Source organism: Eubacterium sp. An11, from assembly GCF_002161065.1.
Taxonomy (GTDB): Bacteria; Bacillota; Clostridia; order Lachnospirales; family Lachnospiraceae; genus Anaerobutyricum; species Anaerobutyricum faecale.
Window position 1 is genome coordinate 14,331 of sequence record NZ_NFLV01000014.1, and the last position, 17,158, is coordinate 31,488.

Here is a 17,158-nt window from a genome sequence, read left to right on the forward strand (position 1 = left end):
TTATTTATACCCCCTGTCCTTAAAATAATCAGCAATGGTGTGAACGTCTTTATCTCCTCGTCCGGAGAGGTTTACGACCATGATCTGATCCGGCGTCATATCTTTTGCTTTTTTAAATGCGTAGGCGAGGGCATGGGCGCTCTCAATGGCGGGTATGATTCCTTCGGTCTTGCACAGTTCCAGAAGAGCCTCCATGGCCTCATCGTCGGTGACAGACACGTACTGCGCCCGGCCGCTGTCATGCAGATAAGCGTGCTCCGGTCCCACGCCCGGATAATCCAGCCCCGCGGAAATGGAGTGGGCGATCTGTACGTTGCCGTCCTCATCCTGCAGCAGGTACGAACGCATACCGTGAAGAACGCCCGCCTGTCCCACAGAAAATGCGCTGGCATGTTTCCCGGTCTCGATACCGCAGCCGGCGGCTTCCACGCCGATGAGCTGCACATCTTTTTCATCAATAAATTCCGCAAACATTCCAATGGAATTGGAGCCGCCGCCCACACAGGCGATGACGCAGTCCGGCAGCCGGCCTTCTTTTTCCAGAATCTGCTTTTTAGTTTCCACACTGATGACCCGCTGGAACTGTTTTACCATCTCCGGGTACGGATGCGGCCCCACAGCGGAACCAATGATGTAGAAGGTATCCTCCGCATTTTTTGCCCAGGTACGGATCGCTTCGTTGGTGGCATCCTTCAATGTACGGCTTCCCGTCTTCACGCATTCCACCCGGGCGCCGAGCATTTCCATCCGGAAAACATTGAGGGCCTGTCTTGCCATATCCTCCTCACCCATATACACGGTACATTCCATACCGAAGAGGGCCGCTCCGGTGGCGGTGGCCACGCCGTGCTGACCGGCTCCGGTCTCGGCAATGACTTTTTTCTTTCCCATACGTTTTGCCAGAAGGATCTGTCCGATGACATTGTTGATCTTGTGGGCGCCGGTATGATTCAGATCCTCCCGTTTCAAATAGATTTTTGTTCCATATTTTTCCGACAGTTTTTCCGCCAGATAAAGAGGTGTCTCTCGCCCCACATAGTCTTTCAGGTAATATTCATATTCTCTGATAAATTCCGGATCTTTGATGGCCTCCCGGTACGCTGTTTCCAGTTCCTTTAAGGTATTCATCAAAGATTCCGCCACATATTGTCCGCCGTATTCTCCATATTGTTTATTGTTCATCATGCACCATCCTTATTATTTTTTTCATTTTCTCCGGGTCTTTGCCCCGGGCTTTTATTATCTTCTTTTCTTCTCCGGCACAGCGTCCGCTTTCATCCGGATCTCTGTCCCGAACGCTGTCTGTTCCGCTGCCCGGATGTCTGCTCTGACCGCCGTTTACACCGCCGGAATTCGGTTCTTCATATTCCACTGCGGAACTCACGTCAATGCCGTCGGGGCCGACCCGGGCAATGGCTTCCCGCACGTTGCCCTCATGGATCCCCCCTGCCAGAAACAACAGCCTGCCATCCCTTGGAATCTGGTCCATCAGGGACCAGTCAAAGGTTTCGCCGCTGCCGGGATTCTTGGAATCGAAAATGTATCCGGCAATTTTATCCAGGCGGCTCATCTCCCCGAAGGCATCCATATCGCTGACATTGAAGGCCCGCAGTACAGGCAGCCGCACGGCTTCATAGACTTCCGGGTCAAGGCTGCCATGGATCTGAATATAATCAAATCCGGCTTTCTGAATCATCCCGACCTGTTCCACAGTGGGTGAGACTGTCACTGCAACGCTTTTCACGCGGCTGTCCAGTTTCTCTTTAAGCTTTGCCGCCTCCGAAATCTCCAGATTCCGTTTGCTTTTTGGAAAAAACAGAACGAAACCTGCAAAGTCCGGAAGAAATGTATTGGCATACTCCACATCTTTTCCTGTGGTCAGGCCGCAGATTTTTATGAGTGTTCTTTTCGGTTTCCCACACATTTTTATATCTCCCTGCTGTAAATCACTTTCCATTCTCCCGCCAGTTCTCTCGGGTGATCGGACAGCATAAAGGCACCGCCAATGAGAAGTGCGTCCACGCGGCACTGCTGCAGAAAACGGATATGCTCCCCGGTGGTCACGCCGCTTTCTGACACAAAGATCGTATCATCCGGCACCATCGGCCGGAGCCGCATGGTATTTTCCAGGGCAATGGTGAAATCTTTGAGATTCCGGTTGTTCACTCCGATGATCCGCGGATGCAGGCGCAGCGCCCGCTCCATCTCTTCTTCATCGTGGACTTCCAGCAGCACATCCATGCCCAGGGAATATGCCAGCTCATAAAATTCTTTCATCTGTTCATCCGTCAGAATGGCTGCGATCAGCAGGATGCAGTCGGCACCGATGACTTTCGCCTCATAAATCTGATAGGCATCTATGATAAAATCCTTCCGAATCATGGGAAGCGGTGTGATATCTCTGATCTGTCTGAAATATTCCACATTTCCCAGGAAATGATCTTCCTCCGTCAGACAGGAAATGGCATCCACAGAATTGTTGTAATCGTCAATCCGGTCCGTCAGCTTCATGGTCATGGCTATTTTTCCCATGCTCGGAGACGCCTTTTTTAATTCTCCGATAATGGATAAGCCCTCTTTTGCCAGCGCATCATGAAAGGAAATGCTCTTTCTGCCGGAAGCAAGGGCCATCCGCCGCATTTCCTCCTCTGAGACAGCTGCCTTATGTTCCATCAGCCGTCTTTTTTTATCTTCTACAATGGTATCCAGTATCATTTTCTTTCCTCAACTTTCTTTTTTTTCGTAGTTCAAAAAGTTCTCTATCATTTTTTTACCATGTTCTGTAAACACGGATTCCGGATGGAACTGAATGCCAATGACCGGATATTTTTTATGTTCCATGGCCATGATCTCCCCGTCATCGGTTCTGGCCAGGATCTCGAAATCCGGAGAGAGGGTTTTCTCGTCCACTGCCAGTGAATGATATCTTGCCACCCGGACAGGACTTGGGATTCCCTGAAAGATTCCCCGGCCGCTGTGGGTGATCCGTGATTGTTTCCCGTGCATCAGTTCTTTTGCGTGAATGATCTCAGCTCCAAAGGCCGCTCCGATGCTCTGGTGTCCCAGACAGATGCCAAGGATCGGAACTTTATCATAAAACTCCTGTACAACATCCATACAGATACCGGCGTCCGCAGGGCTCTTCGGCCCGGGAGAGAGGACGATTCTCTCCGGTTGTAATTTTTGAATCTCTTCCACGGTGATTTTATCGTTGCGCACCACCTGGATATCCCGGTGGAAAATCCCCATATACTGATACAGGTTGTAAGTAAAAGAATCATAATTATCGATCAGCAGTATCATAGATTTTCCTCCTTCACTAATATTTTGGCCAGAGCCCGCACTTTATTGCAGCACTCCTGATATTCCCGTGCCGGATCGCTGTCGGCAACGATGCCGGCTCCCGCCTGAATATAAACATTTTTTTCCTTTTTGATCATGGTCCGGATGGTAATACAGAAATCCATATTTCCACCAAAATCTATATATCCAATGGCTCCGCCGTACAGTCCCCGCCGCACACTCTCCAGTTCATCGATAATCTCCATGGCCCTGACTTTCGGCGCACCGCTTAAGGTTCCCGCCGGCAGGAATGAGCGAAGCAAATCCACAGCTTTGTATTCCGGCTTTTTTCTTCCTTCCACAAAGGTAACCAGATGCATTACATGGGAATATTTCTGTACATGCATGAAATCCTTGACTTTCACGCTTCCAAACTCCGCGATTCTTCCCATATCATTTCTTGCCAGATCCACCAGCATCACGTGTTCCGCTTTCTCCTTTGGGTCCGCAAACAGGCTGTCTTCCAGCTTCTTATCTTCCGCCTCATCTTTTCCCCTCGGCCTCGTTCCGGCTATGGGACAGGTGGTCACAACACCGTCTTTCTCTTTTACAATCATTTCCGGAGAACTGCCGATGATCTCAAAATCACCAAAGTTAAAATAATACATGTACGGAGAAGGATTCATCTCCCGGAGCCTCCGGTAAAGTTCGAACCCTTCCTGTCCGGTCTCAATGGTCCACCGCTGGGACAGCACCGTCTGAAATACGTGTCCCTCCCGGATATATTCTTTAATCTTTTCTACCTTTGCACTGTATTCTTCCAAAGTATCGGACTGCCTGACAATCCGTCCGTCCGGATTCTGTCCGCTTTTGCTGCCGGCTTTTTCCCCATCGTCCGCTTTCGCAAAGGCTTCTTTCAGCATCTTTGCCAGCCTGCCTGCGGCCCGCTGTCCGCCCTCTTCACTATCCTCTTCCAGCACAACCGCCGTCATGGTCTCCGCCACATGGTCGATGGAAAGGAATTCCGTCACCAGCATAAGCTGTATGGTTTCAATACCAATCTCATCGGGATTATCATCCGGAAGATTTTCCTGATATCTCACAAAATCATAGCCGAGGGCTCCCACCAGGCCGCCGGAAAACGGCAGCAGGCTGCCGTCCCGGCGGATTTCAAAGCTGTCCGCATAGGCTTTCAGCGCTTCAGCCGGATTCCCGGAAAACCGAAGCACCTCACCGCTTCGTTTCTGCACGGTAAGCTGACCTTTTTCTGTCCGAATCACTGCTTCCGGATTCTTTCCAAGAAAAACATAACGGTCATAATTTTTATCGTAGCTTTCCAGCAAAAAGCCCCTGCCGTCTCCGACATAATTTCTGTAAATATCCACCGCTGTCTCTTCGATGACACTGACGGTTTTGCTGTAAACTTTGAGGATCTGTTTCATGGCTGCTCCTTTCCCTTGCGGGGAGATGCTGTCTGGATTTTTCGTGGAATCTTTTGTTGGAAAACCGGATGGCTCCGTGCTTCGCACTCCCGCCATCCTCCGGAAACATTCGCATTTCGAGCTTCCGCTCTTCATGCTCATGTTCCTGAATCCGGCCAATGTCTGAACATCCGGGCAGATAAATCTTCCCGTCTGCTCAGCCGCTGTCCGGATTTTTTTATATGGAGTTCCGTTCACGGAACTCCTGTGCCGAGCGCGGTCGCTTTTGCGACATTTTCTGCTTCGCGCGAGTGCACATCCCACCCGGAGGGCTTTTTATTCCATGGAAATTTCAATGGAATTTCCATGGAATAAAAAAAGTCCCTGACTTATTCAATAAGTCAGGGACGAAATATCCGCGGTGCCACCCTAATTAATGATACTGCCGCTCCTTCCGGGGAATTATTCTCCACGGCCACAAACGGCAATATGATTCACTCTGATTCTGATACGGACTGTATAGTCGATATCATACCCCTGTAACGCGAGGACGCGGCATCAGCTACTGTCACTTTCACCTTGCATCTCCCAAATCCATTCCCCTTCTCGTCCCATATCGGCTCTCACCTGCCCGACTCTCTGTCATGTTCCTGCTGAAGGGTACTACTTTTGTTCAAAGACTTTGTACCTTGTTTTATTCACTGCGTCTAGTATATCAGTAATTATTTGTGCTGTCAACTGGTTCATTTTGTCGACAATGTCCACAATTTCTTAAAATTATATTCATTTTTTGTCAAACTAGTGTATAGATTTTTTTGTGAAAATGATATATTATATCTACAGTAGATGAAATCAAAAACAACATTTCAACTACTTCTCAACGTTTCAATTACCTGACCACCGGTACTCCTCCTTTTTCCGGTTGGTTGACAAAAAAAGGCATCGCTTATTCAGCCATCTAAGCGATGCCTTTTTTCGTGTCATAGGACAACTCTTACAAGCATAGACTGTATCAAATTCATCGGAGTTCCTTTTATATGAAACAATATATGGAAAACAGGATTTTGTCTATCGCTCACTATACCATTGATCACAGTTCCACGGTCCGTTCCACTGCCAAAAAATTCGGCATATCCAAATCCACCGTACATAAAGATCTCACAGAACGTCTTCCGCAGATCGACCATCATCTGGCTGAAGAAGTTCGTGATATTCTGGAAGTAAATAAATCAGAACGGCATATCCGGGGAGGGATGGCAACCAGGCAGAAATATCTTCAAATGCAGCGGTAAACGTCGCAGCAGGCCGTCAGACGGCGGAACAGGCTGTGAGCTGTTAACGAAGCCCATCTCAGGGATAGCAAAAAGAGCTGCCGCAAAACAATCTGCTGTACCAGTATCCCTCATAAATGTCTGAGATTCTGTACAGTCAGCATGCTCTGCAGCAGCTCCTGTTATTTTCTATCAAGGTGATTTTTGTTTTGACATCGACGGTCAGGTTCTTCCGCCCTACTTCTGTCCCCGCACCGTTGTAATCAGCGCGTCGCAGGTTCCTTCAACGGCATAGGAGCCGCTGCCGGCCGGCAGAAAGATGCTGTCGCCTTTTTTGTATTCAACCGTCTCTCCCTGATTGGATATTTTGCCCTGTCCATCAAGGATCAAAATACTGACGAAAGACTGTCCGGTTACACAGCCTTCCATTTTCTCCATCGTCGTTCCGTCCAGAAACAGCTTGTCCACTGTAAAATAATCACAGTCCGCTATATGCGGATAGTGACTCCCGTCTCTGACTGCCGGAACACGTTTGGTCACGTCCAGTGCTTTTTCGATATGGAGTTCTCTTTTCTTTCCGTCTTTGCCTACTCTTCCGTAATCGTATACCCGGTAGGTAACGTTGGAATTCTGCTGAATCTCTGCGACCAGGATGTCTTTTCCAATGGCATGGATCGTGCCTGCCTCAATAAACAGAACATCTCCCTTCTGTACATACTCCTTATGCAGTACCTCTGTGAGAGTGTCCTCCTCAATCCTTCTGGCAAACTCTTCCCGGCTAATCTCTTCTTTGAATCCATAGTACAAAAATGCGTCTTTTCCGGCATCCATTACGTACCACATCTCCGTTTTGCCATATTGCCCTTCATGTTCCTGTGCATAACGGTTATCCGGATGCACCTGAATGGAAAGATTATCCTGTGCATCTATGAACTTGATCAGAATAGGAAAGTCTTCAAAACGATCACAGTTGGTTCCCAGAACCTGTCTGCCTTCCGCATCGATATACTGCCGAAGTGTCTTTCCCTCATAAGCACCATTGGTAATATAGGACGGTCCGTCCGGATGACAGGATAATTCCCATGTTTCCGCAAGAATATCTCCCTTCATCTCTTTGCCATATTCTCTGGCCAGACGCTGTCCGCCCCAGATATAATCCTTTCCGCTCGGTTTCAACTTTAAGATTCCCATATCCGTTCTCCCTAATTTATAAAGATTATATTATATTGGTTCCTTCCGGCTGCTATTTCCGGAACTTCCGGGTGAATGCCCGTTTCAGTACGTCAAAAAAGCTTAAGGAATGTACCATGCGCTCCCTCGGAATATATTTATGGATGGCCCGGAGCAGCTCCTTCGGCTTCTTGGACGAAAATGTAAAGGTACCATTCCGTTTCGTCTGGATGGCAAACCGCGGAATATATCTTCCTTTAAATAAAACAGAAGCTATCACGTAATCGACTTCTTCCCATGGAATCTGGATGTAATCGCTGACCTTACGTCCGTTATAATATTCAAAACCCTTATCTCCGACCATGATATTGCCATAGTTGTTCATTCCGTGAAAGGAAGTTCCCTTTACAACCATATCCACTTTTGTGTTTATTGACTGTGCCATATCGATCCTCCTTGCATTGGAGCCGTACTTTCTTCAAATGTTCAGATATCCCGGGTACAGTATACCATACCCGGGATATCTTGTCTGCCTTTGTTTAATTAGTAACAATCCAGCCATGACATCTCGGAAACCCGCTGCTGGCACAGCTGAACCGTTACGCTAAATACAAATTACAGAAGGCCGATTACATGTCCTACGATACCAACGATGAATAATCCGATGATGATGATAATTGGAGAAACGTTTTTCTTCAATAACCACATGCAGAGCAGGGTAAGCAGTAATGGTGCGAATCCTGGAATCAGAGAATTCAGGTTGTCCTGTAAAGTTGTAACCTGTTCCGGTGACAGAGAAAGTCCTGATGAGAACTGCTCTAAAGCAGTACGGATACCTTCTGCACCTGCCGGCAGGCTGTCCCAGTCAATGTAAGCGCCTTCGCTGAGCTGTACTTTGGAAACAACCGGAGTAAAGTTAATGGTTACCCAACGCTCTACCAGAGAACCAAGTACGAACATACCAAGGATGGATGCTGTTTTGGTTACTTTCTGAAGCAGACCACCGGAAAGGTCTTCGGAAATCTTGCTTCCTGCTTTGTAACCGAATTCCTGTGTATACCACATAAATGCCCAACGGATTACGTTCCATAATACGAAGAATAAGATCGGTCCGAGGATGCTTCCGCCCATAGCCAGAGATGCACCGAGAGCACCGAGCATAGGACGAACGGTGAACCAGAATACCGGGTCGCCGACACCGGCAAGAGGTCCCATCATACCAACCTTAACACCCTGGATCGCTGCATCGTCTACCTTTGCACCGTTTGCTCTTTCCTCTTCCAGAGCAAGGGTAACACCCAGGATAGGTGAAGCCAGATAAGGATGTGTATTAAAGAACTCCAGATGACGTTTTAAAGCTTCTTTCTGATCTTCTTTATTGGTGTACAGCTTTTTGATCGCAGGGATCATGGCGAAACACCAGCCGCCGTTCTGCATACGTTCATAGTTCCAGGAACCCTGAAGGAAGGTGGAACGCCATGCGACAGCGAGACGATCTTTTTTGGATAATGTAATTTTTTCTGCCATTTCTATACCTCCCTTACCATCAATAATCATTCAGGATATCATCAAGCGGATCTCCGACGTTTCCACCGCCGCCGTTTCCTGAACCGCCGCTCTCAGATAACTTAATGTAAATGAGTGCCATGCAAAGTGCAATTGCACCAAGGGCAATCAGAGTCAGGTCAGAGATTGCTGCCAGACAGAAACCGATGATGAAGAAAGGCCATACTTCCTTCGTAGCCATCATGTTGATAACCATTGCGTAACCTACGGCAACGACCATACCACCACCGATGGACATACCATCTGTCAGCCATGCAGGCATGGACTCCAGGAATCCCTGTACAGTGGATGTAGGGATGGCCAGAAGAGCTGCTGCAGGAATCGCGATACGAAGACCCTGCATAATCACAGCGATGATGTGCCATAACTCAACGCCTGCGAAACTTCCCTTTTCAGCGGCTGCGTCCATACGATGTGCGCATACCACGGAAAGAGTACGAACGATCATTGTCAGGAACAGACCTGCCACTGCCAGTGGGATTGCCACTGCGATGGCGGTACCAACGCCGTCTACACCCTGTCCGCCAAGAGCCAGGATGATGGCAGATGCTACGGAAGCAAGTGCAGCATCCGGTGCAACGGCTGCACCAATATTTGCCCAGCCAAGAGCAATCATCTGGAGCGTTCCGCCCAGAATAATACCGGCTTCCAGATTACCGGTAACCAGACCAATTAATGTACAAGCTACCAGCGGCTGATGGAACTGGAATTCATCCAGAATACCCTCCATACCGGCAAGAAAGGCAACTATTACAACTAAAACGATTGAAATAATTGACATATACTTTTCCTCCTATACCTTTTTCTCCGAGCTTCAACCAAGCTCAGCTTTTGCTTTTTCGATAATGGCGTCCATGTTGTCCTTGGAATCACTAGGAACTTTACGGACATCGAAAGTGATGCCGAGCTTTTTCAGTTCTTCGAAAGTCTCCACATCTTCTTTTCCTAAAGATAATACTTTGCTGACAGCCACTTTGCCAACAGAGTGAGCCATGGAACCGATGTTCAGCTCTTTAATGTCCACGCCGCCTTTGATAGCTGCAAGAGCATCCTGCGGTGTTTCGAAAAGGAGCAGCGCTTTGGTATTACCAAAACGAGGGTCTTTGGCTACCTGAATCATTTTGCTGATCGGCACTACGTTGGCCTTTACTCCTGGAGGCGCTGCTTCTGTGATCATGCTCTTACGCAGATTGTCGTGAGCCACACCATCGGATACAACAATGATTCGGTTTGGATTTGTGGTCTTTGTCCAGGCAGTTGCCACCTGTCCGTGAAGCAGACGGGAGTCGATACGTGCCAGCACGTATTTGATCTTTCCGTCGCCAACCACTGTTCCCTCCGGCAGAGCGCCTGTCGGCTGTCCGTCGGAAGCTGCTGCTGCCGCCGGTTTTGCTTCCTTCGGCTCCAGAGATTCCGGATAAATACGAACGCCTTCTTTGGCGCTGCCGGAAATCTGAACAGCAAGCTCGTGAGCGGTCTCCATCATCATCCGGGAAGCGTATGCATCAATGAGCATCGGCAGGTTTAAGCCGGCGACAATCGCCCACTTATCCTCATGTCCGGCAATCAGTCCGTTGGACTGATTGAATGGAGTTCCACCCCATAAATCAACAAGAATCAGTACCTGTTCCGGATCTTCAAAGGAAGCAACGGCTTCTTCCATCTTCCTTCTGACATCATCCGGACCTTCGTTCGGCTGCAGTGTCACAGCTGCCACGTTTGGCTGTTCACCAAAAATCATGGATGCTGACTGCAGGATGCCCGTAGCAAAATTGCCATGGGTTGCAAGAATAATTCCTACCATTTGTTAATCACATCCTTTCTCTCCTGTTAGAAATCATTCAATATTATCTATCTCAAAATTTGAAACAGTCTCTGTCTGAAAACCTCGTCAGGAACATTCTCTTCCGCCTGAAGCTTTCTGATCTTTTCTTCCACGTCCGGATTAGCAAGAAGCCGGTAAAACGTATTGAACAGCAGCGGTTTTTCTTTGAGCATCTCGGAAGATACCGCAAATAAAAACGCACACTGGACTCTCGTATCATCCCACAACAGCGGCTGCTGCATTCTCGCAACGATCAGTCTGGTCATGTGTACCAGAGAAGGGTTGCCGTGGGGCAGAGCAATGTGACACAGGCTGGTGGAAGAAATCTTCTCCCGTTCCAGAACCGTCTGCAGATATTCCTCTTCCACATAATCTTCTTCAATGAGCGGCCGCACCATGGCTTCCACTGCCGCGGGCATCTCCTTCTCATCAAGATGAAGGATCATGGCTTCCAGAATATTCATCTCCAGAAGACGGTTGATCTGGATTTCCCGGATACACTCGCCGATCTTCTTGATCTCCCTGCCCGGAAGGGCCATGGAAATGTACACAACCGGCAGCTCTGTGTTTATAATACGTTCCGTGGTAACAATGCAGTCACATTCCGGAGCTTCGATCTGCGAAAATTCCTGGAGAGAATACATTCCCGTAATCTCCACATTGGACAGCTTTCTCTCAATCTTTGCGCGGATGATCTGCGCCGCTGCCGCTCCGAAATGGCAGACAATGATAATTTTGGTCTTCTCTCTCTCATCCTTGGCTCTCTCAATGGCTGCCTGAAAATGAATGGCCAGATAGACAAGTTCGTCATCTTTCATGGACAGCTTGTACATATCCGAAATATAATCGGCCGCGATGGCCGCCATCTCAAACCCAAACGGATACTGACGCTTCATGGACTTCACCGTGTAGAAATCAGTCTCCACATCCAAATGATCCCCGCGGAGCACCGTGGTGTACAGATGTCCTGACAATCCCTGAATCAACTCTTCATCATGGCTGAAATCCACACTGAGCTTCTCATGAATCTCCCGTAGAATCTCTCCCACCGGCAGACTCATCTTCTCCATGATCTGATCCTGACAGGCAATCTTCTGTTTGCGCAGCGATAAAAGAAGCTGATACAGATACCACACTTCCGATTCGCTGTCCGGAAGACGAAGCTCATGACAAAAACTGCAGATCCACGGATATAATCCTTCAAACTCCGGTTCTTCCCCGAAGTCTCCGGCAGTCATCTCCGCACTCTCAGTACTGCCGCTGTCCCCGTGCCTGGCCATGAACAGAATATACAGAAAAATCTGCTGCATGGATTCATCGGTGAAACGGAACCACCGCACTCCCCGGAGCATATCAAGGGCCTTCTGCGCCCGCTCCATCTGGTCACTGGTAAAGTAATCCAGAATAGGAAAATGCAGCTGATGAAACTGCCGCAGCGCTGCCCTGTAATCTTCTCCAAACAGATACGGGAACATGATCTTAACGAAGAGCTCCCTTCTCCTGTTCTGAGACGATGCATACCGGATACCGTAATGCCGCTGGGATTGTACATCGTCCGGATACTTCTTCATGATCGAGGCCAGCTGTTTTTCCGCATAGGACTTGCTGACCAGAAGCCGGTCCGCAATATCCTGGATGATGAGAAAATCATCATGGAGTATAAGCAGAAGAAGAACCCTTCTCTCAAACTCCATCTCAAAGCGGGGGATGCTCATGTTCATCACGTCAGCAAACTTTTCATGACCGCGGATCATCACACGGTTACCGGACATGAACTGGATGGAGATACCAAACTCTTCCAGAGCCTCGGATAAATCCTTCAGCTGATTCCTCAGAGTCTTTACGGAAACTTCCAGGTAATCGGACATGGAGGAGAGCTCCACCACATCATAATCTTTGAGATACCCTATCATCTCCATATCTCTTTTTGTGAATCTCATGATTACATACCACACCTCACTTATCTAGAATTTAACAAAAAAATTCTTAAGTTAAAACTCATTGTTTTTTCATTATCTGACCAAAACATGTGCTTAACTTACAAATTTATTTCATCACATTTACGATTCTTTTTCAAGAGAAAATTTCTTTTTTTATAAAAAAACTACTGTATTTTCCGAAAATCTGTCATCTTTTCTCAGACTTTGTCCATTTTTTTGTAAACAGGACGACAGCAGTCGACACGACCACTCCCAGCGCGATGCACAGAAAATACAAAACCACATGATTGGTGGCCCCGATGAAGCCCACAATGGGTCCTCCGTGGGGCGCGGCGGAAGTAATACCCAAAAGAGCCGCCGCTGCGCCGGACACGGCAGAGCCAATGACCACCGCCGGGATCACGTGTTTCGGGTCCGACAGTGCGAAGGGAATGGCACCTTCACTGATTCCGATCATTCCCATAAAAATCGTATAGATGCCCGCGCCCCGCTCTTCCCTGGAAAATGTTCTTCCTCCCAGCAGGGCCGCCAGTCCCATGGAAAGAGGCGCTACGCCGATGGCAGCCGAAGCGATCCCCATGATTCTCAAATTACCCTCGGCGATGGACGCCACACCGAAAAAGAACGCCACTTTATTGATGGGTCCGCCCATATCTGCTCCGATCATAGCCCCCAATACAATTCCCAGCAGAATGGCCGTAGACGGACTTTCCGACAGATATACCAGCAGCTCGTTGAGACTGTGCATGACAAAGGTGATCGGGCCGCCGAGAATACAGATAAACAGTACCGCGGACACAGTCACCCCCAGAAGGGGAATCACAAAAATCGGCATGATCGGCCGGACTGCCTTCGGTACTTTGACTCTGTTGATCGCTTTTACCAGATACCCTACCAGATAGCCCACCACAATACAGCCGAGAAATCCTGTTCCTTCTCCGGTTCCAAGAAGCTGTCCGTCCGTGGCGATCATGGCTCCGATCATAGCCGGTGCCAGAGCTGCTCTTCCCGCAATGGACATCGCAATGAAGCCGGCAAGGATCGGATACATCAATTCAAAAGCCAGCAGACCGATCTCATGCACTTTATTCCAGAAAACAGAAGCAATGTGCAAGCCGGACGCCGAACTCTCCCCGGCAAAAGCCAGGGAGAGGGATATGAACAGTCCTCCCACCACCACAAAGGGAATCATGTAAGATGCGCCGTTCATCAGCTGATGAAGGATTGCCGAAGGTTCCCCTCCTGAAGCCGCGTAAAACGACGTTTCCTCTCCCTCACCGGAATCATCCCCTTGTTCCTCCATCACTTCCGCTCTTGTCTCCATCTCCTGCAGCACGCGGCGGGTATCTTTTAACACCGGTTTAATGGCAGTCCGGTATACTTTCTTCCCTCCGAATCTCTCGGCGCCCTCTATGGCCACATCGGCAGCAATGATCACATAATCCGCCTCCGCGATCTGTTTCCGGGTCAGCTCGTTTTCTGTGCCCTGGGAACCCTGGGTCTCAATATGCATCTCATATCCCAGCTTTTTCCCCATGATTTCCAATCGTTCCGCCGCCATGTATGTGTGCGCAATGCCGGTGGGACATTTTGTGACTCCGATGATTTTCATGTCTGTCACCTCATTTCATTTCCTGAAGCATATAATAGTACAGCTGGTTCCCGTCCGTGCAATGTTTGAGGTTGTAAACAAAATCTTCATTCATCAGTTTCCTGGCAAGCAGTGCGAGAGTCGGCAGATGACTGTTTTTTTCCGGTTCTTCCGGCGTGATGGCTACCACCGCCAGATCCACCGGTTTCCCATCCAGCGCCTCCCATTCCACAGGCCAGGCAAAACGTACGACAGCAAATACCGGGTCGCTTAATCCCCGTATCCGCGCATGGGGCATCGCGATTCCGCCTCCGAATCCTGTGGAATCCAGATTCTCTCTTCTGCGAAAAGCGTCAATCAGTTTCAATTCGTAGGCCATATTCTTTCTGGCACAGAGATGGCTGATGATGCGGATGGCCTCTGTCTTCTCTTTGGATTCTACCTTTATGTTGTCAAAAATCATTTCCCTCTTTACTATCGTGTTCACTGTATTCACCTCCTGTCCGTTACTTCTATCTCGATAGTTACTTACACTGTATCAGAATAACGGACGAAGTAAAACTCCTGTTTTGTCTTTCTCACATCTGTATGTATACGGTTTATATTTTCGGTTTCTTTTTTAAGACAAAGAAATACAGCGGCCGTAACCATTTTACAAACGGTTCGTCCCGCTGCATCCCGCAATACCGATATATCCGCCTGCCGGCGGTTTCCCTCATAAAAATATCTCCCTCTATATGACCGTTAAAAGAAGCTCCGCCAGCAGCACTGTTCCGCAGGCTCCCGCCGCCACGACAATAAGGCTTCCGCGCCGGTAAGAAAGAATCACCGCCGCGATAAATCCCGCCACCGCAGAAATCATGCTTCCTGTGGCGTAAAGGATGGCAGGAAATGTCATGGCCGCCAGCACTGTATAGGGAATATAATATAAAAACGAATTCAAAAACCGGTTCTTAATCTTTTTTCTCACCAGCACCAGGGGAATCACCCGGATCAGGTACGTCACTCCCGCCATGACGATGAGATAGGGTAAAAACTTCATCAAATCCATTCAGGTATCTCCTCCATAAAACACTGCGCCTTTTCAAACCTTTCCGTTCACCGGGATTTTCCCATCATTCTGCTTCTTCCACAGGGAAAAACAGAGCTCCCGCCACGGAAGCAATGACCGCACAGATAATAATGGCAAAACCGCTGGAAATACCGGCAAACATCGGCACATATTTAAGAAGAATGCTGATGGCCACCGCCAGAAGCACCACGGCGCATACCCGTTTATCTTCCGCTGACTTCGGTACCACCACGGCGATAAACATGCCGTAAAGGGCCACGCCCAGAGCATTGGTCAGGATTTCCGGCAGAATGTTTCCCAGAAAAGCCCCGCAGAATGTACCGGCAGTCCATCCGATGACCGGCAGAAACATCAGGCCGCCAAAATACCCCTTTGTGACCGGGCCCTCGCTCTGGACAGCCGCCGCAAAGATCTCGTCCGTGATTCCAAAGCCGAGTATCCACCGCCAGATTCCCCGGAAACCGCTGTCCACTTTCTGGGAAAGCGCAATGGACATGAGCATATACCGGGCGTTGATCACCAGCTGCGTGACCGCCATCTCGACCAGCGTTCCTGCCTGAACGATGACCGTAAGACCGGCAAACTGTCCGGCAGAAGTCAGGTTGGTCAGCGAGATGAGTACCGATTCGAAAATAGTACAGCCGCCTTCCACCGCCAGGATACCAAAGGCGAAGGAGACGGCAAAGTATCCCAGACAAATGGGGATTCCATCACGGAGTCCCCTTTTTAAATCACTGCTCATGCCTCGTCAATGGCCTTGCCGATGTCATGACGCATATATTTGTTGGCAAAATTCACCCATTCTGTGGCTGCGTAAGCGTTCTTTCTGGCTTCCTTTAAATCCGCTCCCTTGGCGGTAATTCCAAGAACCCGGCCGCCGTTGGTGACAATGCCTTTGTCGGTTTTCTTTGTTCCCGCATGGAAACAGTAGTATCCTTCTTTGCCTTTGAAGTTCTCCAGTCCTTCGATCACCAGACCTTTTTCATAGGAGACCGGATAGCCGTCGGAAGCAAGGACCACACAGACTGCCGCATTATCCTCAAACTGAAGATCAATTTCATCCAGTCTGCCGTCAATGCAGGCTTCCATCACATCAATGATATCATTCTTCATCCGCGGCAGCACCACCTGGGCTTCCGGATCACCGAACCGGGCATTATACTCCAGCACCTTCGGTCCGTCTTCCGTGAGCATCAGACCGGTAAAAAGCACGCCCACAAACGGACGTCCTTCCGCAGCCATGGCATCCATGGTCGGCTGGTAAATGTATTTCTCGCAGAATTCTTCCACTTCTTTGGTGTAAAACGGACTCGGAGAAAATGTTCCCATTCCGCCTGTGTTAAGACCGGTGTCGCCGTCTCCCGCTCTCTTGTGATCCTGGGCGCTGGTCATGCATTTGATGGTTTTGCCGTCACAGAATGCCAGAACAGATACTTCCCGTCCGGTCATAAATTCTTCAATGACCATTTGATTACCGGCGTCGCCGAACTTCTTCTCCTCCATGATGGTCTTCACGCCTTCTCTGGCCTCTTCCAGCGTATTGCAGATGAGAACGCCTTTGCCCAGAGCCAGGCCGTCCGCCTTTAATACGATCGGCATTTTAGCGGTTTCCAGATAAGCGAGCGCTTCCTCCTTGGAAGTAAAGTTCTCATAAGCCGCCGTCGGGATGTTATATTTCTTCATCAGATCTTTGGAAAATGCTTTGGAACCTTCGATGATCGCTGCATTTTTACGCGGACCAAATACCCGCAGACCTTCCGCCTCAAACACGTCCACGATGCCGCCCACCAGAGGGTCATCCATACCGATGATAGTCAGATCCACCGCATTTTCTTTGGCAAAAGCTGCCAGTTTCTCAAACTCCATGGCTCCGATATCCACACACTCTGCATATTCCGCAATTCCGGCGTTTCCCGGCGCGCAGTAGATCTTATCCACTTTATCGCTTTTTGCCACCGACCATGCAATGGCATGCTCTCTTCCGCCGCTTCCAACAATCAATACTTTCATTGCGCATCCT

At 49.0% G+C, this 17,158-nt stretch carries 17 protein-coding genes and 1 other annotated feature; of the genes, 1 reads left to right on the forward strand and 16 read right to left on the reverse strand.

Annotated features, from left to right (window positions below; all coding sequences use genetic code 11):
• Genes trpB through trpE form a run of 5 tightly spaced genes read right to left on the reverse strand, consistent with a single transcriptional unit; the run spans position 1 to position 4,865 of the window.
• Positions 1 to 1,182 carry a tryptophan synthase subunit beta gene (trpB, locus tag B5E53_RS11445; protein WP_087315140.1) on the reverse strand — a complete coding sequence of 394 codons (1,182 nt, stop codon included), beginning with the start codon at positions 1,180 to 1,182 and terminating at the stop codon, positions 1 to 3.
• Positions 1,172 to 1,957, reverse strand: coding sequence for a phosphoribosylanthranilate isomerase (locus B5E53_RS11450; RefSeq protein WP_087315142.1), 786 nt, complete (start codon positions 1,955 to 1,957; stop codon positions 1,172 to 1,174). The genes trpB and B5E53_RS11450 overlap by 11 nt, the downstream gene beginning before the upstream one ends.
• On the reverse strand, positions 1,927 to 2,715 hold the full coding sequence (trpC, locus tag B5E53_RS11455) for an indole-3-glycerol phosphate synthase TrpC (RefSeq protein WP_087315144.1): 789 nt from the start codon (positions 2,713 to 2,715) through the stop codon (positions 1,927 to 1,929). The genes B5E53_RS11450 and trpC overlap by 31 nt, the downstream gene beginning before the upstream one ends.
• A gap of 9 nt (positions 2,716 to 2,724) precedes the next feature.
• Positions 2,725 to 3,303: an aminodeoxychorismate/anthranilate synthase component II gene (locus B5E53_RS11460; RefSeq protein WP_087315146.1), complete on the reverse strand. Its 579-nt coding sequence runs from the start codon at positions 3,301 to 3,303 to the stop codon at positions 2,725 to 2,727.
• On the reverse strand, positions 3,300 to 4,865 hold the full coding sequence (trpE, locus tag B5E53_RS11465; protein WP_242963650.1) for an anthranilate synthase component I: 1,566 nt from the start codon (positions 4,863 to 4,865) through the stop codon (positions 3,300 to 3,302). Before trpE ends, B5E53_RS11460 begins: the two co-directional genes overlap by 4 nt.
• A gap of 238 nt (positions 4,866 to 5,103) precedes the next feature.
• Positions 5,104 to 5,389, reverse strand: a binding site (T-box leader).
• 351 nt (positions 5,390 to 5,740) lie between these two features.
• Here trpE and spoIIID point away from each other — a divergent pair.
• Entirely contained in the window at positions 5,741 to 5,995 is a 255-nt protein-coding gene (spoIIID, locus tag B5E53_RS11470; RefSeq protein WP_087315148.1) for a sporulation transcriptional regulator SpoIIID, read from the forward strand.
• Positions 5,996 to 6,211: 216 nt separating this feature from the next.
• Here spoIIID and manA read toward each other — a convergent pair whose 3' ends face one another.
• The 11 genes from manA to purD form a co-directional block, all read right to left on the reverse strand.
• The gene (manA, locus tag B5E53_RS11475; protein ID WP_087315151.1) at positions 6,212 to 7,165 is read right to left on the reverse strand and encodes a mannose-6-phosphate isomerase, class I; all 954 of its coding nucleotides are present in this window, start codon (positions 7,163 to 7,165) and stop codon (positions 6,212 to 6,214) included.
• Positions 7,166 to 7,217: 52 nt separating this feature from the next.
• The gene (locus tag B5E53_RS11480) at positions 7,218 to 7,589 is read right to left on the reverse strand and encodes a DUF956 family protein (RefSeq protein ID WP_087315153.1); all 372 of its coding nucleotides are present in this window, start codon (positions 7,587 to 7,589) and stop codon (positions 7,218 to 7,220) included.
• Between the two features lie 170 nt (positions 7,590 to 7,759).
• On the reverse strand, positions 7,760 to 8,671 hold the full coding sequence (locus tag B5E53_RS11485) for a PTS system mannose/fructose/sorbose family transporter subunit IID (protein ID WP_087315155.1): 912 nt from the start codon (positions 8,669 to 8,671) through the stop codon (positions 7,760 to 7,762).
• Between the two features lie 19 nt (positions 8,672 to 8,690).
• On the reverse strand, positions 8,691 to 9,491 hold the full coding sequence (locus tag B5E53_RS11490; RefSeq protein ID WP_087315157.1) for a PTS mannose/fructose/sorbose transporter subunit IIC: 801 nt from the start codon (positions 9,489 to 9,491) through the stop codon (positions 8,691 to 8,693).
• A 33-nt stretch (positions 9,492 to 9,524) separates the two neighbouring features.
• Positions 9,525 to 10,514 (reverse strand): mannose/fructose/sorbose PTS transporter subunit IIA, encoded by a 990-nt coding sequence (locus B5E53_RS11495; protein ID WP_087315159.1) that lies wholly within the window; start codon positions 10,512 to 10,514, stop codon positions 9,525 to 9,527.
• A 47-nt stretch (positions 10,515 to 10,561) separates the two neighbouring features.
• Positions 10,562 to 12,475: a PTS sugar transporter subunit IIA gene (locus B5E53_RS11500; RefSeq protein WP_087315161.1), complete on the reverse strand. Its 1,914-nt coding sequence runs from the start codon at positions 12,473 to 12,475 to the stop codon at positions 10,562 to 10,564.
• Between the two features lie 187 nt (positions 12,476 to 12,662).
• The gene (locus tag B5E53_RS11505) at positions 12,663 to 14,087 is read right to left on the reverse strand and encodes a PTS fructose transporter subunit IIBC (protein WP_087315254.1); all 1,425 of its coding nucleotides are present in this window, start codon (positions 14,085 to 14,087) and stop codon (positions 12,663 to 12,665) included.
• Between the two features lie 10 nt (positions 14,088 to 14,097).
• Positions 14,098 to 14,553, reverse strand: coding sequence for a PTS sugar transporter subunit IIA (locus B5E53_RS11510; protein ID WP_140401488.1), 456 nt, complete (start codon positions 14,551 to 14,553; stop codon positions 14,098 to 14,100).
• A gap of 246 nt (positions 14,554 to 14,799) precedes the next feature.
• Complete coding sequence (locus B5E53_RS11515) at positions 14,800 to 15,117, reverse strand: AzlD domain-containing protein (RefSeq protein ID WP_087315165.1); 318 nt, start codon at positions 15,115 to 15,117, stop codon at positions 14,800 to 14,802.
• Between the two features lie 64 nt (positions 15,118 to 15,181).
• Positions 15,182 to 15,880, reverse strand: coding sequence for an AzlC family ABC transporter permease (locus tag B5E53_RS11520; RefSeq protein WP_087315167.1), 699 nt, complete (start codon positions 15,878 to 15,880; stop codon positions 15,182 to 15,184).
• The gene (purD, locus tag B5E53_RS11525; RefSeq protein WP_087315169.1) at positions 15,877 to 17,148 is read right to left on the reverse strand and encodes a phosphoribosylamine--glycine ligase; all 1,272 of its coding nucleotides are present in this window, start codon (positions 17,146 to 17,148) and stop codon (positions 15,877 to 15,879) included. The genes B5E53_RS11520 and purD overlap by 4 nt, the downstream gene beginning before the upstream one ends.
• Between the last annotated feature and the right edge of the window lie 10 nt (positions 17,149 to 17,158).